We start from the raw sequence: 22,670 nt of genomic DNA, 5'->3' as shown, positions 1-22,670 counted from the left end.
GCCCGGCAGCGCACTCTTTTGCCCAATATTCCCCTTCCCCGTGAGTGTGCGATGCCGAGCAGCAAGAGCAAGCGCATTCTGGTTCTGGACAACAGCGAAGAGGTCCTGACCCGTTTGGAAACACTCCTCGCCGGCGCCGGCTACGAAACCGTCTCCACCTGGAGTGGCCTGGAAGCGCTCCGCCATCTGGAAGCCGGGCCGTTCGATGCCCTGCTCCTGGAGGATTACGTCGCCGACCTGCACACGGGCGACTTCCTGCGGCGGGTGTTGCAACTGGCGACGCGCCCGCGGGTCATCGTCATGCGCATTACGCCCAAGCCGGGGAATTTGCGGCGCTACGAGAGCTTGGGAGTCTCCGCCTTCGTGGAAAAGCACCGGCTGGAGGGGATCCCGCGCATTCTGGCGGCCTGCTGGACCCGGGAGGGCGGCCCGGAGAGCGCCGAGTAAGCGCAGCGCCGTTGGTGACTCGTTGTGAAGTCGCCATCGTGAGAGGTCCGCAATGGCCGGTCGCGGCAGCGGCAGGCTAGCGTTGCGGTGGCGGCGGGGGAACCGTAACCTTCACGGCCGCGGAGTTGGCGCTCACCATGCCCGAGGGGCTCGTTGCCCGCACTACGTAGTAATAGGTGCTCCCCACGCTCACCGAGGAGTCCGTGTACTTCATCTGCCCTTCGAAAAGCAGCGAACCTACGCGCACGAAGCCCTCGTCCGGGAGTTCCGAGCGCAGCACCTCGCAGCGCAGCCGCGCCTTCTCCGGCATCTTCCAGGTGAGCGTGACGCCCAGCGGCTCCCTGGGCACGTAGAATTCCGCGTGCAGGTCGGCGGGCATCGGCGCGGGCGCGCGGCTGAACGTCGAAGCGCTGGCGATCTGCGAGCGCGGGGAGAGCGCGCCATTCGCGCCCACCGCCTCCACCACATAATAGTAAGGATGGTCGGGCTCGACGTCGGTGTCCGTGTACTGCAACTGCGCAGCGGGCAGCGGCTTCTCATTCAGCCGCACCATCGGATAGCCCTCCAGGATGGCCCGGTAGAGGTTGAAGCCCGTTGTGCCGGCGTCTCCGCCCGTCCACTGCAGGAGGATCTTCCCTTCGGTCATCGGCCCGGTGGAGAGCGAAGGCGTGCGCGGAGCCGCCACCGAACGGGTCTCCACGAGGAACGCGGGCGAGGGCTGGCTTTCCACGCGCGAGGTATTCACGGCCACCACGCGGTACCACAGACGGTCGTGGCGCAGCGCGGAAACCTCATCGGCGTATTGCACGCCGCCGATCAACTCGTCGCCCACCAGCGCCCAGGGCCCTTTTTCCTCCAGGCTGCGATAGACGCGATAGCCGAGCAGATCGGATTCCGCATTCTTGTCCCAGGAGAGCGCCACCTGGCCGAGCTTGGCCGAGGCTTGAAGATGGCGCACGGAGGCCGGCGGCACGGGGTTTACCACCGTGGCCAGCACCGTGGGAGGTTCTGGATTGTAGAGGCCGCGGCGCGAACGGGTTTCCGCGCGGTAAAAGTATTTGCGGCCGGTCACCACCGTGCTGTCGGCAAAAGTGGGGGTGGCCGCGGGCAGTTCCGGGCTCACGTCGAGGAACGGTCCTTCGATGCTCTCCGAGCGCTTGATGATGGTGACCGCGATGCGGCTCTTCTCCGGCACCGTCCAGGTGAGCGTGACCTCTTTCGCGCTGGCCTGCGCGGCGAATCCGGCGACGGAGAGCGGCGGCCGCGGGTCCACGTACTCGATCGGCGGAGATTCGATCGGCGCGCTTTCGCGCCCGAAAAAGTCCACGCCGGTGACCCGGTATTTGTAGATGACTCCGTCTTCCACGTTGCCATCGGTGGCGTAAAACGTGGGCTCGGTGACGTGGCCCTGGGCGTCCCGCGCGCGCATCACCAGCACCACCTTCTGCGTGATGCGCTGGTAGGCTCCCCCCGCCATCAGGCTGCGGTAGACATAGTAGCCGGCGGGATCGGTCGCGCCGCGCGGCGGCACCGTCTGCCACTTCAGGCCAATGCCGTTTTCGCCGCTGCTGGTGGCCACCAGGTTCGAGGGCGGAGGCGGAGGCGGCGTGACTTCCACGAGAACGGGCGTGGCGTTCAGCGTCGTTTCCTGGCCCGCGGCATCGAGGGCCACCAGGCGGTATTGGTACAGCGCGCCCTTCTTCGCCGTCGTATCGTCGTACAGCAGGGCCAGGTCCGTGGCGATCTTCGGGGTATCGATGGAGCGCAGGAGCACGAAAATCTTCACATTTTCCAGGCGGGAGCGCTGCTCTTTGGTCACCTTCGGAGAGTTGATCAGGAACAGATAGGCATTATCGATATCTTCCGGGCGGTCGCTGCGCGTTTTCGGCGGCTCGCCCATGGCCACGGGCTTGAGGGGCTCGGGCGTCAGGCGCTCCGCATCGCGGTAAATCACATACCCGCCGGCTGGATAGACGTCCGGAGGCTCCCAGCGCAGGCGCACGCGGTCGGGAAAGACGGCCACGGCCACCGGCGTCGCGGGCGGCATCGCCGGCTGCTGCGCGGCCAGCGGCACCCACCCGGCGGCGCACACCAGCCCGCAAGCCGCCGCGCCCGCCAGCCGTTTCCATGCCGTTTGCCTGTTCACAAAGCTCACGCCGTCCCCTTTATCCTCATGGCGGGAAGCACACGCTCAAATCCACGCTGGCACTCTTGCAAAAGACGAAGCAGACTTCGCCGCTCAGGCTCAGGTTGCCGCAGATCTGCGGCGGCGGCAGCTTTCCGGAAATCGTCAGCGTTCCCGTGGCATCTACGCCGATGTCCACACAGAAAATGGTGATCCCCATGCCTCCGCTCACGGAGAAGGAATAAGAGGCGTCAATGCTCGGCGGGTTCAGATAGATTCCCATGCCGCAGGTGACAGTGGACCCGGCGTAGCCGTAAACGTCCCAGCAGCCGCCGCTCTTCTGCTTGCCGACCATTACATGGACGCCGCCGCCGGCCTTGATCCCGCTGCTGTCTACATCCAGGAAACCGGACGCGCCGCCCACACCCACGAACTTCGCCTGCACCGGGTTCTGCTGCGTCCCGACATAGATGTGGTAGCCCAGCTTGCCGAACTGCAGCTCGGCGGCGCCGCTGACCTCGACCAGGTCCTTGAATTTGAGGTCCACGCCCACCGACGCGGTGAACGTCTCGTTGTAATAGCCTACGTGCCCGCAGGCCTCCGGATTGCCGCCGCGGTCCGCACCCAGCAACCAGGCGCCGATGTCCACGCCCACGTTGGGGCCGGGCAGGTCCAGCGAGAACACGCCGCGCATATAGAGCAGATCGCCGTCATCCGTCGCCGTGCCGATGCCCACGCCGGCTTTCAAGGTAAAGGAGCGCCCGCTGTCGTAGGCCACGCTTTCCAGCGGAGCGTCGAAGTCGTTGACGTTCGTGGCGTCGCAGGGATTCGAAAAGCTGACGGTCGAACCCAGCTTGCCCCAGGCCACGTGATACCCGATGCCGCCGGCGATGGACTGCAGAGAGAGCGGTGTCGAGCCCAGCATGATTCCGGGCGAAGGAAGATCCGCGGTCAGCCGCGCCAGGAAGAAAGTGCTCCCGGAAGAGTTGCCCACCAGGAAGCCGGCGTTCAAATCGCCGAGATCCATCAGGCTGACACCGAGCTCCCCGAAGAAGCGGCTCGACTTGTCGTCCATGGGCGGAACCATGGGTGACGGCAGCGCGCCCGGCGCGGGATTCAGGCTGGCCCACAGTGGATCGCCACTGTCCGGATCCTCGAAACCCCCGGCGCTTCTCCACCCCGCCAGGACCGGCCCGCTTCCTGGTCCATCCAACGGCCCGGGCATCAGCTCCGCGGAGAGCGGATTCCCTTTCCATCCGATGCTGCCCTTGAAGCCGAGGTCGGCGTAGGTGAAATCGACGGCGATCTTGTCCACCTGCACGCCATCGAAGGAGAACACGCCGTTGTTTTCCGCCATGTAGAAGCGGATACGGTCCGCGGAGGCTTTGCCATGAATGGGGATGATGTCGGTCAGGGTCAGCGCTCCGCTCACTCCCAGGAAGGCCCGGAATTTTGATCCGCCCTTGGCTTCCACGCCCGCGCCCAGTTCGCTCAGGGACAAGCCGAAGCCGTAAAACTCGGCGCTGGCCGAGGAACCCAGCGACTTCCATCCCTCGACGCTTCCGGAACCAATGGAGAACTCTCCGTGGGGCCCGATGCGCACGTCCTGAAAGGGCAGGTTGCCGAGATTGGTGGACGGCAGATCCACCTTGGCGTCCAGGTCCAGCTTCACGCGTACGCCCTGCCCGCCGGTAAATTCGAAGCCAAAATTTTTCCCGGTGAGCGTCAGCGGCCCGATGCTGACCGGTCCCACCGTGCCGCCGCTGCTGGATGCCGTCAACCCTCCATCCTGGGTGATGGTGGCCTTCACGGACAGGTTGTTCGAGAACAGCGGCAGGTTCTTCAGCGTGCTGTTCACGGTGAAGGCGAAGGAACTGCCGCACCAGTCTAGCTCGCCGGTATCGAGCGAAGCCGTGAAGCTGAACAGCGAGGCGCTCTGATTGATCGGGATATTCTTCAACTGCCGGGAGAAGCCGGAGGAGATGACCGCCGTGTCGTCCAGCGGGATCGAATAGCTGTTGGCCAGGGCGTCGCCGAAGATCGACGAGGGAGGCGCGATCTTTGTGCCCTTGCCCAGCACCACGCCCAGGAACGAGCTGGCGCTGGCCACGCTGCCGCCGCATTCCGTGCCCACGCCGCTGCCCTTCAGCTTCGAAAAATCCACGGTCACAGCCGGACTGAGCAGCCGGAAGCCGGTGCTGAAGATATTGGAATCGGGCAGCGTGATCCCCTCTTTGTAGAAGTGGCCGAACGTAGGACTGTCGCCCGTCCACTCCAGGAAAAATTCCGCATCGCTGAAGGGGATGGAGGTCGTGCTTCCCCCTACGGTCAGCCCGGTCGCCGCGGGCAGGGTCACCTTGCCGCTGACCGTGGCCGCGGTCATGTCGATTTTCAGTTTGTCCAGTTCGCCCTGGAAGTTGCCGACGTTGAAAAAGGTGTTGGACAGGGGCGTGTCGATCGCTCCGCCGGTCACCGTGGCGATGTGCGTGGAGGGGTCGTAGCTGACGGTGAGATCGCTGAAGGTGGTGGCCACGTTGACGATCGCGTCGGTCACCGGCAACTGGATGACCCCGCCGCCGCTCACCTTCCCGGCGGTGATCTTGGTGCTCTTGGAGAGATCCACGATCACGAACTTGCCGGATTTGGCCGTGGCGATGTCGATCTCCACGGGCATATCCGGCGGCGGGGGCGCATCGTCCACGTTGTATTTCAGATTGACCGGGCTGTCCACCGGGCTGATCTCCGCCGGGGCCATCAACTGCAGGAAGCTGGTGGCCACCAGGAACTTGGAGAGCGGCTGCTGCGCCGGCGGGGGATTTCCTCCGCCGAGCCCGCCCAGCAACTGCATCTTGGAGATGGCGTTGATGCTCTGGGCTACGTCCTCTTTCGGCGCGGCGCTGCCCGCGACGCTCACAACGCGCGCGCTGACCGTGTGCAGGCCCTTGCCCGCCGGCGGCAGGTCGGTGCTCTTGTGCGGCAGGTCGCGGTCCAGCGTGATGGCCTTCATCCCTTCGCAGCCCGCCAGGTCCACGGTTTGCGTTTCGATCAGGCTGCCGTCCACAGACCACTCGATCCCCACCGAGCCCTTTCCGCCGGTGTAGCCGATCTGCGCGACCGGCCGCGGCGTCGTCTTCCAATAGGTGCTCACGGTGGGCTGCGCGTCCGCAGTGCCCTGATAGCCGGTCAGCTTGAAGGGATCCTTCTTCGCCAGGGTAATGGGGTCGGTCACATGACACGGCGGCGGCTGGATATCCACCTTGATGCAGGCCATCAGGTGGTAAAAGCCGCCGCCTTCCGTATAGACCTTCACCGTGAAGGTGCCCACGCTCGGAAACTGGTGGTCCTTGTACAGGACCTGATCGCTCGGCCAAGCCCAGCCATGGCACATGTCCATCATCTCCGGAGGAGTGCCGTCGCCCCAGTCCACCGACGTCCAATGCATGCAGAATTCGTTTTCTTGCCGCTGCCCGAAGGGATCGCGAATCTGCACGCCCAGCGCAATCACGCTTTGTCCGAGGTAATTCACCGAATGCTGGACCAGACTGTCGGCCACCGGCGCCTGGATGGATGTCGCTTGCGTGACGCTCCCCGGGCTCATCCCGCCGCCGCGCTGTTCCTCGCCGGGCAGCGCATCGCCCTGCGCGGATTTCATCGCATCTTTCAGCTTCTGCCCGTAGGTCACGGTGAACTTGATCGCCCGGTTGGCCAGCAGCGTTGCGGTGTTCTTGTCCGTGCCCGTGTAATCCGGCTCCGGCACGATCGTGGCTTCGTCGCAGCTGGAGGGCTCGCAGTTCAGGTTGTCGGTGAAATAGACATCCGCCTTGAAGTGCCAGGGCTGAATGGTGCGCGAAATCCATTTGCCCTTGCCGTCGTATCCGTCCACCTGCCAGGTATAACTTTCGCCGTGCTTGAGCTTGAAGACCTGGGCCGGGGTGAGCAGCAGGGGATCGCTTAGGAAGTCGCGCGCCCCCACCTGGATCTTCAGTACCGGGGCTTCGCCATCTTTGCCGATGGATACGGTGTAGATCTGCGGCTTCGTGGACGCGCTGTCGCTCCATTTGAACGCGTAACGCGCATGGGTCCCGTAAAAGTTCCACAGCTCCTGCTTATCCACCGGCCCGGCCAGCTTGATGCTCGCTTGGGGCTTCAAGGAGATCGCGGCAACCGGCAGGGAGATGATCTTGGCCCCCGAGTACCCGCGCCCCGGCCCGGCTTCGAGTCCCTGGACCAGGAGCAGGTCCCTGCCCGTGCCGCTGCCGCCCCTGGCGTTGGTGACGATGACGTCGCGAGGCCCGGTGATCGTTGAGAACACGTCGACGGTCACGTGCAGCTCCGAGCTGTTGATGAACAGCACGGGCGGCGTGACCCGCACGTCCGCCGGACTGAAGCTCACCGTGGCGTTGGGTGCGAAATTCTCGCCGCGGATGACCAGCGTGACATTGCGGGCCCCCACGGGCAACTGGTTCGGTATCAGCCGCACGACAAGCGGTCCCGGTCCCTTGTCCCGCCCGGCCGGAGGCCCCCCAGCCTGTGGCGTGCCCGCGCCCGGCACGACCGTGAAGGGTTGCCGCGCCGTCACACCCACACCTCCCGCCAGCGCCGTGGCCAGAGAAATGCCCAGCTTCCGCGGCCCCAGCGGCGCCGCGGGATCAATGCTGATCTGCGCCTGAAGCTGGAAACTCGAAACGACGTTGGTGCTCAGAACCTTGATTCCAGCCGGGGGATTGAAGGCCACCTGCATGCCCTTGGCAAAGTTGGCCCCGGCGATTTGCACGGTCAAGGTTGTCCCCTGGGCGCCCTGCGGCGGCGTGAATTCGCGGATCTGGACCGCAGGCTTTCCCGCCAAGGCCGCATCGGTGGCCGGAGGCGCGCCGGTCGCGGGCTGCTGCGGTGGGGGCGCATTCGCGGGGTCCTGATTCGGCGCAGGTGCTGCACCTGGCACGACCGTGAACGACTGCCTCGCGGGCACGCTCAGCGCAGCCGCTAAAGTCGCCATCGTTGTGATGCTTAACTGCCGCGGCCCCAGCGGCGCGGAACGATCGATGCTGATTTGTGCCTGAAGCTGGTTGCTGGAGACGAAGCTGGTGCCCTGGACGGTGATTCCGCTCGCGGGGTTGAAGGCCACCTGCAGGCCCGGCGTGAAGTTGGCCCCGCTGATGGTCAGCGTGAGGCTTGTCCCTTGGGCGCCCTGCGCCGGCGTGAATTGCCGGATCACGGGCTTTGCCGCCGGCGCGGTAGTCCCAGCGGCTGCGCCGGCGATCCCCACGGGCTGCTGTCCTTGCGCGGCGCCCCCGGGCTTCTGCGCGCAGAGTCGCATCGGCGGCAGCAAGGCCATCAGACATAGCAAGAGTTTTGCGTTTAGTCGCGTCACGCGCCTTATCCGCCGGCCCGCAGGCCCATTTCTAGCTCAGACGGAAATTCCACCACCGGGAACAGCAGCACGCTTTAGCCTCGCGCCCCCGCACTTCTCTTTCTTGATGCTCCGTCTATATCACATCCGCAGAACGGGCACTATGGTCCAAAAGGCCAGGTCTGTGCGTATTGGTCATCAATATTTGTGACCGCGAAGCGGTCAACAATCTCTCTGCACACACACCAAAACGCTTCTTCTATCCAGGTGACCGCGAAGCGGTCAACGCTTATTCCCGCGCAATCCACCAACAGTGCAAGGGCATGTTGCGCTTCACTTCTTGTCTTCGAGGCCGGCGGGAGCCAGCTTCGCCAGCTGTACGGCCAGTACCGAGGGCTTCTTCCCTTCGATCTCGGCGCGTTCCTTGCGGGCCACGGCCGCGCGCACCAGATGCGCACCGAGGAAGCGCAGCGGTTCCGGCGGAAATCCCGCGGCAGAACGGCCAACGAGCGGGTGCCGGCTCCACTCGTCGCTTTGCTCCAACACCAGGCTCGCCAGAATCCTCCCGCCGATTACACTGGGGCCCACGCCATTTCCGCTCCAGCCGATGCCGTAGCAGATGTTCTTCCGCCCGCCCAGATAGCCGAGCACCGGCAGGCTTTCCGGAGTGCGGTCGATCGGGCCGGACCAATTGTGGGTGATGGGCACGCCGGCTAGTTGCGGGTAGTAGCGGCGAAAATCGGCGGTCACTTCCGCGGCGCGCTGCGCGTGACGATCGAATTTCGCGCCGATCTTGCCGCCATAGGCGATCGTCCAACCGCCCTTGCCGAAGACCACGCGGGAGTCGCGCGTGACCCGGTAGTAGTCCACCATGGTCTGGGAATCGGTGATGGAGAGGTCCTTGTGCCAGCCGATCTGCGCGAGTTGCGCGGGCGCCGGCGCGGTGGCGATGATATCGCTGGAAATGACGGCGATAGCCCGCGATAACTCCCGGATGCTGGCCGACCAGGCATTCGCAGCGATCACCAGTTTTTCCGTCACCAGCGTTCCCTCGGCGGTCTGCAATGTCACCGGGCAGCTGCGGGTAAAATTCCGCACCGTCGTGTGCTCGAAGATGCGCACACCCAGCGCCAGGGCCACGCGGCGAAGCCCACGGGCCAGCGCGGCCGGCTGCACCACTGCGGCGTCTTCGATATAGACCCCGGCACGATGCGCGCGCGAACCCGCCCGCCGGGCAACTTCCTCTGGCGCCAGCCGTTGGAAGCTCGCCACGCCGTTCTCTTCGCAGTGCCGCACTACGCTCTCCCAGGCATCGAGCTGCGCATTGCTTGTCGCCGTCCACAGCCAGCCGCCCTTGCGGAAGTCCGCGTCAATCTGATGGAGCCGGCAGAACTCCGCGATCTCCCCGATGGCCGTCTCGGAACGTTGCGCGATGCGCAGCGCCTCGGCAATGCCGAAGAGCCGGGCCAGCGAAGAGAGCTTGGACATCCAGGAGAGCACGAAGCCGCCATTGCGCCCCGATGCGCCACCGCCGCAGATGTCCTGCTCGAGAACCGTGACATCGCAGCCCGGCGCCTGTTCCTTGATGCGGATGGCGGTCCACAGCCCGACGTAGCCGCCGCCGATGATAGCCACATCCGCTTTCGCAGCGCCGCGCAGGGGCGGCGCTTCCGGTGCATCGCCGGCTATTTCCTGGAGCCAGAACGAACGGTGCTTGGACATGCGGGAGTCACCTTTTCTCGAAACCGTAGCGTACACCACAGGCCCCAAGATGACCGACGAAGTTCCCGCATTCCCCGGCAAAAAGAAAACTGGGCCCGGCGATGCAACACCGAACCCAGAAAAACACCGGTACCCGGGCCTTTCGCGCTACTCCCGCCTCCAGCCAAAGCTGATTCCCGCCGAATTTTGATGCATGCGCAGGTTGGCATTCCCGCCGCCCGCGCTGGGCGGAATCGAGGACACTCCATTCAGGGTTCTTTCGAAGGCATGGAAATAGGCGAAATTGATCTCCTTGCCCCCGCTAAGCTTCCAGGTCGCTCCGAAGCTCGCGTGATGCTGCACGATGCCCGGAGCCACGAGGTTGAAGAATGTCTGCGTATTGGCGAACGGGAGACCGGAGTGGTTATAGCCTGCGCGCAACGTCAAAGCGGAGCTGGCCTTGTAGTTGACTCCGGCCTTGTACGCCGTGATGTCATGCCATCCGAACCCCGGGCCGTTCGCCGAACCCAGCAGCGCCTGATTCGCACCGGAATTGGCGATGGACTTTACCTGTCCATACAGAATGCGTTCCACATCGAAAGCCGCGGTCACTCTGGGATGAACCTTCACGGCTATGCCGCCAGCGAAGTTCGCGGGAATGTCGAAACCCCCTTGCTCCGCGAACAGCCCCCGGTAGCGGTTGAACTTTCCCATGTACGTCTTGCTCTGGAACGTTGCCCCCAGCGTGACGTTCCGAAAGACCTCGCCCAGCCAGCCCACGCGCACTCCCGCGCCCACCGAAGAATCGTAGCCGCGATTGGTAACGTTCGCGGGATCGCTCGAATAGGCCGCAGAAGCGAAGTTCTGCAAGCCCTCGGCTTGAAACCGCTGATAGGCCAGGTTCACGGAAATGCCGAAGGCGTTGCGCTTGTTCACTTTGACCGCCATGGTTGGCGCCACAAACAGTTGCACCAGGTTCACGCCGGCTCGGCCGGTGCCGAACAGCGGGATCGGCGCAAGAAAAACGGTATTCATCCCGCCATTGCCATATACCGCTACGCCCAGAGAAATACGGGGCCGAATCAAGCGGTTGTAGCCCAGCTCGGGGATGAAGAAGTTCTTGCGGCCGTTGGCGTCGTAGCTGCCATTCACGTTCGGGTAGCCGGGCGGCAGTTGGTTGCCGGAAATCGCGCCGCTGCGAATGGGGCGGAAAAAACTCACGCCGAAGTCGAAGCGGTTCCCGACAAACACCATGCCGGCCGGATTCGTGGCGGCCGCCAGGCTGTCTTCCGGCAGGGCCACCCCGGCGCCCCCCTGCCCCTGCTGCTTCACGCCATACCCGCTGGCAAGATAGCCATCCGTCGCCAGCGCCGGGACGGCCAGAACCACGGTGAAGAGTAATGCCGCTGAATAACTTCTGAAAGTAAACCTCATTTGCGTAACGCTCCTTGTCGGAATTATTTCTTCGGATGTCAAAAAATCTTTACGGCTTCCGGTTGAACTTCAAAAATGTACGGATTGACGGATGTGTGTGGGGAGATTCAGCGCGGCCAGGAGATGCCAAAAATCAATAAACAGATGAGTGATTCTTGCGGCCAGACCACGCAGAAAAAACTAGAGGCAGCGACAACAGGAAAGCATTCGTTGAAGAGAAACCGCAGCGAAGTGGAAGTGCTGAGTCATGAACGAGGCTTGTTTCTATCACCGGCACTGGCTACCGGCAAATCAAAAATTTTGCTGCAACCTAGCGGTCAAACGAATAGATCGGAATTCCCTGGAAACACTGGTGCCCGGGGTGGGAGTCGAACCCACATGAGGAAAAATCCCCGGAGGATTTTAAGTCCTCAGCGTCTGCCATTCCGCCACCCGGGCAGCCCTGGCAAATAAAAGATTATCACGGCGCTTGCCTCCGTGGCAGCCGCCTGTGCCCGCCGGGAGACTCCGCCATCCGGCAAGCAAAAGTACCCTCGCACAGAGTAGAATCTGTGGCGTTTTATTTGGAATAACACCTTCCCGGGCCGCGCCGAGAATAGCCTGAAGCAGTTCTTTTCTTCCACGCGGACCTTCCCCTATAATCCCATCGGCTCGGTCATATCCCATGCTTTCCGAAAACGATCCCCACGGGGTGCTGTACTCCATCGCGATTGTCACCGAGGAAGAGTCGACTTTCCTCGAGATGCGCCGCGTCCTGGCTCCCGCCTTTCAGACGGTCCTGGCCAGCACGGAAAAACAGATCCGGGCCCTGATGGATACCGAACCCCTGCATGCCATCCTTTTGGACCTGGACAGCATCGAGAACAGCGCCGAAGACGGAATCGAGGTTCTCAAAGAGATCCGTCAAATCCGCGAGGATGTCGTCCTGGTGGCCATGACGCACTCCACGAGCCGTGCGATACCGCTAAAAGCCAGCCAGGCCGGCGCCGACGAGTTCTTCCTCTCCCCGGTCAATTTCCAGGAGCTGCAGATTGTCCTCGTGCGTGCTATCGAGAAACGCGCCCTGGAGCTCGAAGGGCGGCGCATGCTCGAGCAGGTGGAGAGCAAATCCGCATTCTGCGGCATGATCGGCGGCAGCGATGCCATGCAGAAAGTCTATCAGTCCATTCAGGCCGTCGCCGACAGCAATACCAGCATCGTTCTGCGCGGAGAAAGCGGAACCGGCAAGGAGCTCATCGCCCAGGCCATCGTGCAGTTCGGCAACCGCCAGAATAAACCCTACGTCTGCCTGAACTGTTCGGCCCTTCCCGAGAGCCTCATCGAGTCCGAGCTCTTCGGCTATGAGAAGGGCGCCTTCACCGGAGCCGATGCCGCCAAACCCGGGCTTATCGAAATGGCCGATACCGGGACGCTTTTCCTGGACGAGATCACCACCCTGAACCAGAGCCTGCAAAGCAAGCTGCTCCGCGTGCTCCAGGAGCACACCGTGCAGCGCCTCGGCGGACGCTCGGCGCGCAAGATCGATTTCCGGCTTATCACTGCAACCAACGAGGACCTGGAAGACTGCGTGCGCAAGGGCCGCTTCCGCGAAGACCTCTATTTCCGCATCAATGTGGTGCCCATCTTCATTCCGCCCCTGCGCGAGCGCGCGGGGGACATACCCCTCCTCGTGGACCACTTCCTGCGCGTCTACTGCGCGGCCAACAAGAAGCCCCTCAAACAATTGCAGCCCGAAGTCGTCGAGATCCTGGAGGACTACGCCTGGCCGGGCAACGTGCGCGAGCTTGAAAACATCGTGCAGCGGCTGGTAGTGATGAACCAGGGCGCGGTCATTTCCGCCGAGCACCTGCCCCAGCACTTGCTCTCTTCCAGCACTGCCGGCCAGGAGGCCATTCTCATCCCCGAAAAAGGCGTGGATTTCGATTCCGAGATGGAACGCATCCAGATCGCCTACCTCACCGCCGCCCTGCGCCGTACCGGGGGCAAGAAATCAGCCGCCGCTCTGCTCCTCCGGCTCGATCCGCAGCGTATGAAGTATTTGTGTCGCAAGCTATGCCTTGAAAAAGATTAATTTTTAACCCAATAATGGTTAAATTTTAACCAAAAGTTTAATTTTTACTATTTATTGCTTTTCCGATGACATTAGAAGAAACACATCTGATTGATTCTGCAAGTAGTTGTTTCTCTGACAAACCTGCAGAACTTTGGTACTACTCTTGCTTATATTCTCTGTGTTCCGGGGGCACACTCAAGATTGGAATTAAGGGAGGACAGGAAAATGGCAATCCAAAAGAAATCATTGATCAGCGCTCTGAAGACGACCAAGAAGGCCAACGTAGCCAGCGCGCCACTGGTCACTGCCTCGGACGTAAAATCCGAGCAGGGCGTGAAGCTGGGCAAGTTCGCGAACCTGGGCAGGGCCGCGAACATGGGCAAGCTCGGCAAACTGGGTAAGCTCGGCAAGTTGGGGAAGTTGGGCAAACTGGGCAAGCTCGGCAAGTTGGGCAAGCTCGGCAAGATCTAATTAATTATCGAGAACTCTCAAAAACACGGAAGGCTGCCTACGGGCAGCCTTCCTTTTTTTTTGATCACCACACCTTTCGGCCAAAGAAATTCCTGACCTCCTGCCAGGCGAACCCAGCAACGCTGTGCCGTTGTGCGTAAACGCGGGCTGTTCCGGTCATTCCAGGTTTGAGGATTCCTTCGGGGTTCGCAACCAGCAGATCGACCAGGTAGAAGTTTGGTGACAGAAGCCCTTTGTACTGGGTCTGATCCCCAAGTCCTGGGTCAATTTCAGTAGACAGGGCAGAAATAGCCAGCGCGTGGGCGTCCCATTTCTTGAGAATGCCCTCTACTTGCAAGCTGGCGTGGGAGCCCACCCGCAGCTTATACATATCGTGTTCCGAAACATAAATGCGAGCACGCAGTTGGTTCAAATCGGCGATCTCGAGAAGCTCCGTTCCCTCCGTGACATAGGCTCCTACGCGATCGGTCGCGTGTGGCGTCAGAACCACTCCGGAAATCGGGCTCTTGAGCTCCAGGTTGGCGGCCTCGGAGAAAAGCATGCTGGTCTGTCGGGCCAGCCTTTCTCGTTCCTTTACCACAGGCCCGAAGTTGTCATAGCGCAGAGTCGCGGACACGGCTCGCCCGGAAGTAACGATGTATTCAGACTCGCTGCGCGCCAGCCTCGATTGCAAAGGCAAATTACGCAAGCGCACCAAAGACGCCCCTGATTCCACCGGCTTTCCTTCGTCCGCATAAATGTCCGTTACAATGCCGGGCACCTCGGCACGCACCGTAACCCGTTTGTATGGTTCCAGAATGAAGCGCCCCATGACGGCATCGTGCCGCAAGGGGGTCAACAACAACGCTCCAATGCCCGCAGCCATTGCCATGGAGCGCCGGGGTGTGAACCATCCAAGTACCCTGTCTTTCTTGTCCAAGTAAACGAATTTCATAAAGTTCACCAAGAGGCGGATCCGTGATTGAAAGATCAGGCCCGCTGTTGCCAACTCAGGGATAAAGGACCATTCGGGATTGAAATTGCGAAAGACGTTACCCACGAAGTGTGCAAGCACGTACAACACTAAGTAGCTGTAGAGGCCAGAGAGAAGCGCATATACGGCGTATCCGAACCGCCGCCGCTTGGGAACGTAAGGGACTTCCACCGGCAAGCCCCAGATATGATTTTTCACCCAGCCCGAAACATAGGCAGTCGAGGCCTCTTTCAAGTCCACGATGCCGAGGGTCTCACAAAGCATGTGGTAGCCATCGAGCTTGATCAGCGGATTCCAATTCACCAGAGCAGCGGAAATCCCGGTAATCAGCATGAGAATGTACGCGGCGTTATGGACAGGAGTATCGGGGGGTGTGCCCCACCAGATGGGCGTGACAATGGCGCAGACCATCAATTCGGCCCAAACTCCAGCCAGAGAGATGACCAAACGCTGTTGTCGATTTCCTTTGACATCACCCTCGGTTGTGTCCGTGTAGAATGCAGGCGCCAGATAGATGAGCGCGAATCCCATCGCGGGCACACGCCCGCCATAATGTTTGCAGGCATGCCCGTGCCCGAGTTCGTGTATTCCGAGGACCACCACCGCCAGCAGGTAGAACTGGACGACATCCAACAACGACTTATGCGAGAAGTTGTAGAACTCCAGAGTGTCGCGGCCTATCTCCGGCCAGTGCGTGATGGTGATACCGGCCGTGAAGACAAATGCCGCCAGGGTAACCAGCGTGAACCATGGGGTATAGAAGAAACTGGTGTACTTATACAACCAGTCGAGGAACTTGTCGGGATTGACTCCCGGAAAGAGGAAAAGCGACAGATCGCCGTACTTGCTTTTCGATTTCAAAAGTTCTCGGCGTTCCTCTGTGCTCTTCTGCATCAGCAGGATGTTTTTTTCCTGCGGCGTCTTGTACCAGAAATCTGCGGCCTCAAGTTCATCGGAGAATTCCCGGACTGCTTCGGCGGTATACCAAATTCCCGTCTGTTGGGAATAAATTGCAGCGATCTCCTCGTAAGACCGCTTTCCATCAAAGAGCTGGATGAGAGCCCAGTTTTGAGGAGGGAACTTGTACATCGATTCTGCGCTGGGAACGTAGACACGGACTACCGGCTTGCCATCTTCAATGTGATCTTTGGAGACGATATCCGGGGCCATCCGGGGATAGTGTTGCGCGAGGGTGCGAGCCGGAATCTCCGGCAGAGCTGCGGTAAGAGCTCGGGTGATGTTCATCGCAGATTATCGAGGCGGACGGTGACGGTCATCCCCGGGCGCAGCTTGCCTTGCGAACCCACCAGCTCTACCAGCACCTCGATCGTTCCACTGGCCGGGTCCACCACGGGGCTCAGTTCAATCACCCGCGCCGTATGCTTTTCCTGCGGCAGATCGGGCGAGGCCAGCGGCAATTCCTGCCCACGCTTCAGCCGGCCTAGGTATTTTTCAGGGAGCGTAAAGCGCAGGCGCAACGGCGCCTCGGCGGTCACCCAGAAGAGGCGGTCCCCCTTGGCCACCGCCTGGCCTTCGCGCACGTAGCGCCGCGCGACGACGCCGTCAAACGGCGCCAGGATGCGTGTTTTTTCGAGCTCCAATTCCAGCCCGTGCTCGGTCTCTTTCGAATTGGTCAGCAGCTCGCGCACCCGCTGGATGTCCCACTGTTCCGATTCCGCTTTGAACTTGGCGTGCTCCAATTGTTCCTTGGGGATGAGATTGGCATCCCACATCTTCTGGGCGCGCTCGTAGTCCGCCTGCATGACCCGGGCTTCGGCCTCCCAGTTCCGCACGTCGGCCTCGATGCTGCGCGTCTTGGCCCGGGCAGCTTCCAGCTCGGCGTGAATTTGCCGGTCATCGAGCTGCGCGAGCACGTCCCCGGTCTTTACACGCTTCCCGGCTTCCACCAGGATCACCGCGACAAGTCCCTCGCGCATGGCCACCAGGTCCAACTGGTGTTCCACCACCAGCGGCCCGGACACCACCAGCGGGTCGTCCCCCGTCCCCCGCCCCCGCTGTTCCGGCGCCGCAGCCGCCGGCGCGGAGGAGGTTTCCGCGCCGCGCGACGTGGAAACCGGCACCGGATCGTTAGCGGCGGCGACTTGCTTGTCTACGCCGCAACCCGCCGCCACCGCTATGCCCAGCACCGCCAGAACAAACTCGCTGCGCGCTCTGTTTTGCTCCTTCATCTTTACCACCCCAGCCACGACCAGACATGCGAATATAGCCACATCACCGGCCGCCGGAAAAACACATAGCCTGACGGATACCAACCAACCGAAACTTTCCCCCGGCCTTCCATGCCCGTCCGAATCGCCCCATCTTGATTCGGCACCAGCACCCGCGCGAAGAACACCCGCGATTCCCCCGCTTGCTGGCCTTGGGGGCTGACCACGACAACGGTGCCGCGAAAGGTGCGCATCGGGTAGCTGTTTAATTTCATCACCGCCTTCGAACCGGTCTTCAGCAGGCTCGCTTCCGCGTCATCGATGCCCACGTCCACCACCACATTCGACGTATCTACCACTTCCGCAAAACTATCTCCGTATTGCAGGCGCCGGCCAGCCAAATTTTCCACATGGGGCGTCGCTACGACACCGTCGATCGGCGAGCGCAGCTGTGCCTTGTCCACCAGTTCTCGCGAGCGATCCACCTCGGCTCTCCAATAATCGGCCTGCACGCGCTGGATTCCCGCTTCGCTCCCATCATTCGCTGCCAGCGAGCGATTCATCTGCAGGAGTGCGGTTTGGTATTTGGCTTCCGCTTCTGCAAGCGCCGACCGATAGTTCCACGCCTCCATTTCCGCCAAAACTTGCCCGCGCCTCACAGGCTCGCCCTCACGAACGAAAACCTTGGCAACCACTCCTTCGAACTCCGGTTGGACAGACGCTCGGTGCACCGGCGTGACTACCGCATCGCCATCCACGCGCATGGGTAGAGGGCAAATGACCAGAAAAAGGACGGCCGCAGCGGAAACCGCAACAATTGCTTGGCGCCGCCGCTTCTCCATGGCCATGAACTTCCGCTTTCTTTCCAGTACTGGCTGCAGCACGCTGATGAAAGGCACTTCTTTGTACATCTGCGCGTTGCGCAGCGCCACCGTGGCCTGGCCCGCAAGCACTTCCAGGATCTCCTTGTGTGCCGGGGCGAGAAAGTCGGGGTCGCTGCTCTCCATGCCGAGGATGCCCACTCGTCCGGTATCGTCGTTGAGCGGAATGGCATAAAATGCGCGCATACCCGTCTCGCTGAAATACTTCGCGAACTTCGCCCGGGTCTCCTCGCGCGGCGTGTCGATGGTCCCGTCCTCTTGGCGCACGTGCACCACCTCTTCGGCCAGCGCCGCCCACTGCAGAATTTCATTCAGCGGCGCAATGTCCGGGGCATCGGCGTTCACCTGCGTTAACCCGGTCACCGCGCTCAGCTTGAATCGTCCGCGCTGCTCCAGCGCGATGGCCGCCCGCTCGTAGGGAATCACCGCCTGCGGCGCGTTCACGATGGTCTGCAGCATGCGTTCGAGGTTCAGCGTGGACGTGATCTCGTGGCTCACCGTGACCAGCGTTTCCAGGATTTCCACTTTGCGCTCGGCCTGCAGCAGGCTGGCGTTGTGCAGCGCAATAGCCGCGGCTTCCGTAATGTTGGTCAGCGCGAACAGATCGTCCTCATCGAACGCCGTGCCGTCCAGCTTGTTCACCGCTTCCGCCACGCCGATCAGCGATTCCTTGTCCAGGATCGGCACCACCAGGATCGACTGCACCGCTCCTTCTTCCACGCCCTGGTTGCGCGCGATTAGCCGCTCGTCTTCCGCATCAGCAAGCAGCACAGCTTCCCCGGTGTCGGACACCGCGCCCGCCAAACCCTCCCCGGGCTTCTGCACCATCCCCTGTTCTACCGTCACATCGACTCCGGCCTGGTGCAGCAGCTCGATGCTCTCGTCCCCCTGTAGCAGCCAGAGGTTCACACCCTGGCATTCCAGGACCTCGCAGAACTTGTTCCCGATAATCGGCAGCAACTCGTCCATCTCCAGCGTGGATGAAAAAACCTTCTCAAGGTCGTAGAGCTGCGTCAGCCGGCTGATGGAGGTGAGAGCGTCGTGACGCTCCTCCTCGTACCCCTGCGCCGCCGCCAGGGCCACCGCCGCCACTTTGCCCAACGTCGCCAGGATGGCCAGTTGCCCTTCCCGCAGCGCCCGGTCAAAACTCAGGATCTCGACGGCGCCAGTCAGTTTCCCGTCCTTCACCAGGGGCAAGTACGCGAGCGACTCCAGCGTCTTACGAATGTCCAGGTGGGCGTACTCTTCACGCACCAGATCCTTTCCGGAAAAAAGCAGCGCTGTCTGCTTCTCATGGAGAACGCCCAGCGCCCCGGAGTCGGCCGGTATGGCTTCATCGTGCACGGATACCTCTCCTGTGGAGGCTCGGGGCACCCAGAACTCCGCTTCGTCTTCGGTGGTGAGGAGGTAAAGGTTTACCGCGGTGCCCGGCAGGAGGTCAGCGATCGCGTGCGCGGTGCTAAGCGCGCGGGAGAGAAGCCCCTGTTCGGCCAGCAGGCGAGTCGAGAACCCGGCGATATCGATCTGCAATTCCGGACTTGGCGTGGCCATAACTTATCTCAGAAGCCGGGAATGTCTTTTCGAGAACCTCCGAAACTTCCATTTCTTCTTCTTGCAATTTGTCCCCGTTTTTCCTAACTTGAGCGGGCACTCTAACAGAGCAGTTAATAGGTGTCAACGAAACCCGGCTGGGCTCCCGGGTCCGGACGCCCTGGCAGAACAGGGAGGGGGAAACGCCTTGGAAATCACCATCCGCACGCAAGAGCAGGTCAAAATTATCAAGCTGCGCGGGGCGCTCAAGCTGGGGGAGTCGCTCGACCGTCTCAGCGAAACCCTCAACGACCAGTTGGGGGCCGGCGAATTGCGCCTCGTCCTGGACCTCGAGGAAGTTCCCATGATCGACTCCAGCGGCATCGGTCTGCTGGTCCGCGCGCTCACCAGCACGAAGCAGCGTGGCGGCACGGTCAAGCTTCTCAAGCCCTCTAAATTCGTGCTGCAAACGCTGAAGCTCGTCGCCCTGGTCAAACTCTTTGAGATCTTCGATGACCTGCCGCAGGCCGTGGCCTCGTTCGGCTAGCGCCGCCGGGCTTCCCGCAAATCGCACTGTCCAATCCGGGAGGCAGCGCAAGAGATGGGCAGGGCTACTGACTGTGTTGTCTGGATTCAGAACAGTTGGTGAGCCCGCCAGGATTTGAACCGGGGATCAATGGTTGCACTTCGATTCGCGATGTAGCTGATTCGTCTAGCCTCTTGCTGCGTCATACAGCACGGTATTGAGGGTGCTGCTCTCAGGTTGTTTCAACTTCGAACCCGTTAACCGAACCCTAATTTTCTTAGGATTGGTCCAAATGCTTTTGCGCCATCTGGCGAGCAAAAGTACCCTCGCACAGGGTAGAATCTGTGGCGGATTCTGTGCGGGTTCCCGAACAACGAACCGTTTTCCTTTTCTCCAGAAATCCGTTATACATTCCGTCCTGCACTGCGGCGCAGAACGGTCCGGCAGCGGCGATTACGCCCTGCCCTCAGGGAGCAAACGTGAGCCAGTCAGACCCCAGCCAGGCCCAGTTGGACCAGCTCTGCATCAACACCATCCGCACGCTCTCCATGGACGCCGTGCAGCAGGCCAACTCCGGCCATCCCGGCGCGCCCATGGGCCTCGCTCCCGTGGCCTACTGCCTCTGGCAGCGCTTCCTGCGCTTCGATCCCGGCGATCCCCTCTGGCCCAACCGCGACCGCTTCGTCCTCTCCGGCGGCCACGCCTCCATGCTCCTCTATTCCCTGCTGCATCTCGCCCAGGTCAAAGACGTCAGCCCCGCCGATCAGCCCCTCGTTGATCCCGCGGTTTCCCTCGAGGAGATCAAGCGCTTCCGCCAGCTCGGCAGCAAGTGTCCCGGCCACCCCGAATACCGCTGGACCAGTGGCGTCGAGACCACCACCGGCCCTCTCGGCCAGGGCCTCGCCAACTCCGTGGGCATGGCCATCGCCCGCTTCTGGCTGGCGCAAACCTTCAACCGCCCCGGCTTCGACCTCTTCGACTTCAACGTCTACGCCTTCTGCGGCGACGGCGACATGATGGAGGGCCTCTCCGGCGAAGCCGCCTCTCTCGCCGGGCACCTCCAGCTTTCCAACCTCTGCTGGCTCTACGACAGCAACAGGATCACTATCGAGGGCCGCACCGATCTAGCCTTCAACGAAGATGTGGCCGCGCGTTTCGCCGGCTACGGATGGAGCGTCATCCACGTCACCGACGCCAACGACCTCGGAATGCTCGAGCGCGCCCTGCAAACCTTCCAGCAGACCACCGACCGTCCCACCCTGATCATCGTGGACAGCCACATCGCCTTCGGCTCCCCTCACAAGCAGGACACCCACAGCGCCCACGGCGAGCCCCTCGGCGAAGAAGAGATTCGCCTCACCAAGCGCAATTACGGCTGGCCCGAGGATGCCAAGTTTCTCGTCCCCGAAGGCGTCTATGACCATTTCCAGAGCGGCGTCGGCGCCCGGGGCGCCGCAGCATGCACCGCCTGGACCGCGAAGTTCGCCGAATTCCGCAAGCAGTACCCCGACCTCGCCGCGCAGCTCTCCCAGATGCAGCGGCGCCAGCTTCCCGACGGCTGGGACCAGGACCTCCCCGTCTTCCCCGCCGACCCCAAGGGCCTGGCCACCCGGGACTCCTCCGGAAAAGTGCTCAACGCCGTCGCCAAAAATATCCCCTGGCTCCTCGGCGGCTCCGCCGACCTCGCTCCCTCCACTAAGACTCTGCTCACTTTCGAAGGCGCCGGCCATTTCCAGGCGGCCACTCGCGGCGGCCGCAATCTGCATTTCGGCATCCGCGAACACGTCATGGGCGCCATCGCCAACGGCCTCTCCGTTTCCAAACTTCGCCCCTACGGCTCCACCTTCCTCGTCTTCAGCGACTACATGCGCGCGCCCATCCGCCTCAGCGCCCTCATGGAGCTGCCCGTCATCTACATCTTCACGCACGACTCCATCGCCGTCGGTGAGGACGGCCCCACGCACCAGCCCATCGAGCAGGTCGCCTCGCTGCGCGCCATTCCCGGCCTCCTCGTTCTGCGCCCCGGCGACGCCAACGAGGTCGCCGAAGCCTGGCGCGTCATCCTGCAGTTGCGCCATGAGCCCGCCGCCCTCATCCTCACCCGCCAGGCCGTCCCCACCCTGGATCGCACCCGCTACGCCCCGGCCTCCGGCGTCGCGCAAGGCGCCTACATTCTCGCCGAAGCCAGAGGCGGCAAGCCCGAAGCCATCCTCATCGCCACCGGCAGCGAAGTGCCCCTCTGCCTCGAGGCCTATGAAAAACTTTCCGCCGAAGGCCTCCGCGTGCGTCTGGTGAGCATGCCCTCCTGGGAGCTCTTCGACCGCCAGCCGCAAGCCTACCGCGACGCCGTCCTCCCCCCGGACGTCACCGCGCGCGTCTCCGTCGAAATGGGCGTGACCCAGGGCTGGGAGAAATACGTCGGCGCCAAGGGGCGTGCGATCGGCATGACGGCCTTCGGCGCCTCCGCCCCGCTCAAGGACCTGCTGAAGAAGTTCGGCTTCGTGCCCGAGAGCGTGATGGCCGCGGTCCGCTCAGTTCTGGCAAAATAGGACCAGATGAAAATCGCCCTCGCCTCCGACCACGCCGGATTCGCGCTGAAGAACGCCATCGGCGAATTCCTGCGCGGCCTGGGCCACGAAACTCTCGATGTCGGCTCCTTCAACGACCAGCCCTCCGACTATCCGGACTTTGCCGAAGCCATCGGCAAGGCCGTCCTCGAAGGCCGCTCCGACCGCGGCATTCTCATCTGCGGCAGCGGCGTCGGCGCCAGCGTCGCCGCCAACATCCTCCCCGGCATCCGCGCCGGCCTGTGCCACGACACCTACTCCGCGCATCAGGGCGTGGAGCACGACAACATGAACGTGCTGGTCCTCGGCGCGCGCGTCATCGGCTCCAAACTCGCCGAGGAGCTGGTCAGCGTCTTCGTCCGCGCAAAGTTTTCCCACGAAGCGCGCCACGAGCGGCGTCTCGCGAAAGTTCAGGCTTTGGAGGTCAAATATGGGCGGGACTAA

At 62.3% G+C, this 22,670-nt stretch carries 13 protein-coding genes and 1 tRNA gene; 6 read left to right on the top strand and 8 right to left on the bottom strand.

Features of this window, described 5'->3' with window-relative positions:
* Positions 1-51: 51 nt before the first annotated feature.
* Positions 52-447 carry a response regulator gene (locus LAN61_12355; GenBank protein MBZ5541298.1) on the top strand — a complete coding sequence of 132 codons (396 nt, stop codon included), beginning with the start codon at positions 52-54 and terminating at the stop codon, positions 445-447.
* 76 nt (positions 448-523) lie between these two features.
* Here LAN61_12355 and LAN61_12350 read toward each other — a convergent pair whose 3' ends face one another.
* The 5 genes from LAN61_12350 to LAN61_12330 all read right to left on the bottom strand — a co-directional run bounded on the left by LAN61_12350 (position 524) and on the right by LAN61_12330 (position 11,495).
* The gene (locus tag LAN61_12350) at positions 524-2,602 is read right to left on the bottom strand and encodes a hypothetical protein (protein MBZ5541297.1); all 2,079 of its coding nucleotides are present in this window, start codon (positions 2,600-2,602) and stop codon (positions 524-526) included.
* Between the two features lie 16 nt (positions 2,603-2,618).
* Positions 2,619-7,943, bottom strand: coding sequence for a hypothetical protein (locus LAN61_12345; GenBank protein ID MBZ5541296.1), 5,325 nt, complete (start codon positions 7,941-7,943; stop codon positions 2,619-2,621).
* Positions 7,944-8,255: 312 nt separating this feature from the next.
* A complete protein-coding gene (locus tag LAN61_12340) occupies positions 8,256-9,644 on the bottom strand; it encodes an FAD-binding oxidoreductase (GenBank protein ID MBZ5541295.1) in 1,389 nt (462 codons plus the stop codon).
* A gap of 147 nt (positions 9,645-9,791) precedes the next feature.
* A complete protein-coding gene (locus tag LAN61_12335) occupies positions 9,792-11,057 on the bottom strand; it encodes an outer membrane protein transport protein (GenBank protein ID MBZ5541294.1) in 1,266 nt (421 codons plus the stop codon).
* A 350-nt stretch (positions 11,058-11,407) separates the two neighbouring features.
* Positions 11,408-11,495 (bottom strand) — tRNA-Leu (locus tag LAN61_12330).
* A gap of 226 nt (positions 11,496-11,721) precedes the next feature.
* Between LAN61_12330 and LAN61_12325 the strand changes: the two genes are divergently transcribed.
* Positions 11,722-13,128 (top strand): sigma-54 dependent transcriptional regulator, encoded by a 1,407-nt coding sequence (locus LAN61_12325; GenBank protein ID MBZ5541293.1) that lies wholly within the window; start codon positions 11,722-11,724, stop codon positions 13,126-13,128.
* A 207-nt stretch (positions 13,129-13,335) separates the two neighbouring features.
* Positions 13,336-13,581, top strand: a complete 246-nt coding sequence (locus tag LAN61_12320) for a hypothetical protein (GenBank protein ID MBZ5541292.1) — start codon at positions 13,336-13,338, stop codon at positions 13,579-13,581.
* A gap of 64 nt (positions 13,582-13,645) precedes the next feature.
* Here the strand turns inward: LAN61_12320 and LAN61_12315 are convergent, their stop codons facing one another.
* Genes LAN61_12315 through LAN61_12305 form a run of 3 tightly spaced genes read right to left on the bottom strand, consistent with a single transcriptional unit; the run spans position 13,646 to position 19,154 of the window.
* Positions 13,646-15,799, bottom strand: coding sequence for an efflux RND transporter periplasmic adaptor subunit (locus LAN61_12315; GenBank protein ID MBZ5541291.1), 2,154 nt, complete (start codon positions 15,797-15,799; stop codon positions 13,646-13,648).
* On the bottom strand, positions 15,796-16,743 hold the full coding sequence (locus LAN61_12310; protein MBZ5541290.1) for an efflux RND transporter periplasmic adaptor subunit: 948 nt from the start codon (positions 16,741-16,743) through the stop codon (positions 15,796-15,798). The genes LAN61_12315 and LAN61_12310 overlap by 4 nt, the downstream gene beginning before the upstream one ends.
* 2 nt (positions 16,744-16,745) lie before the next feature.
* On the bottom strand, positions 16,746-19,154 hold the full coding sequence (locus tag LAN61_12305; protein MBZ5541289.1) for an efflux RND transporter periplasmic adaptor subunit: 2,409 nt from the start codon (positions 19,152-19,154) through the stop codon (positions 16,746-16,748).
* A 187-nt stretch (positions 19,155-19,341) separates the two neighbouring features.
* Between LAN61_12305 and LAN61_12300 the strand changes: the two genes are divergently transcribed.
* From LAN61_12300 to rpiB, 3 genes are all read left to right on the top strand, one after another.
* Positions 19,342-19,680 (top strand): STAS domain-containing protein, encoded by a 339-nt coding sequence (locus LAN61_12300; GenBank protein ID MBZ5541288.1) that lies wholly within the window; start codon positions 19,342-19,344, stop codon positions 19,678-19,680.
* Between the two features lie 527 nt (positions 19,681-20,207).
* Positions 20,208-22,208, top strand: a complete 2,001-nt coding sequence (tkt, locus tag LAN61_12295) for a transketolase (GenBank protein ID MBZ5541287.1) — start codon at positions 20,208-20,210, stop codon at positions 22,206-22,208.
* A gap of 6 nt (positions 22,209-22,214) precedes the next feature.
* On the top strand, positions 22,215-22,670 hold the full coding sequence (rpiB, locus tag LAN61_12290; protein MBZ5541286.1) for a ribose 5-phosphate isomerase B: 456 nt from the start codon (positions 22,215-22,217) through the stop codon (positions 22,668-22,670).

The organism is Terriglobia bacterium (assembly GCA_020072785.1).
GTDB lineage: Bacteria > Acidobacteriota > Terriglobia > Acidiferrales > UBA7541 > Acidiferrum.
The sequence above is the reverse complement of the archived record's forward strand: the minus strand, read 5'-3'. Positions and strand labels throughout refer to the sequence as shown.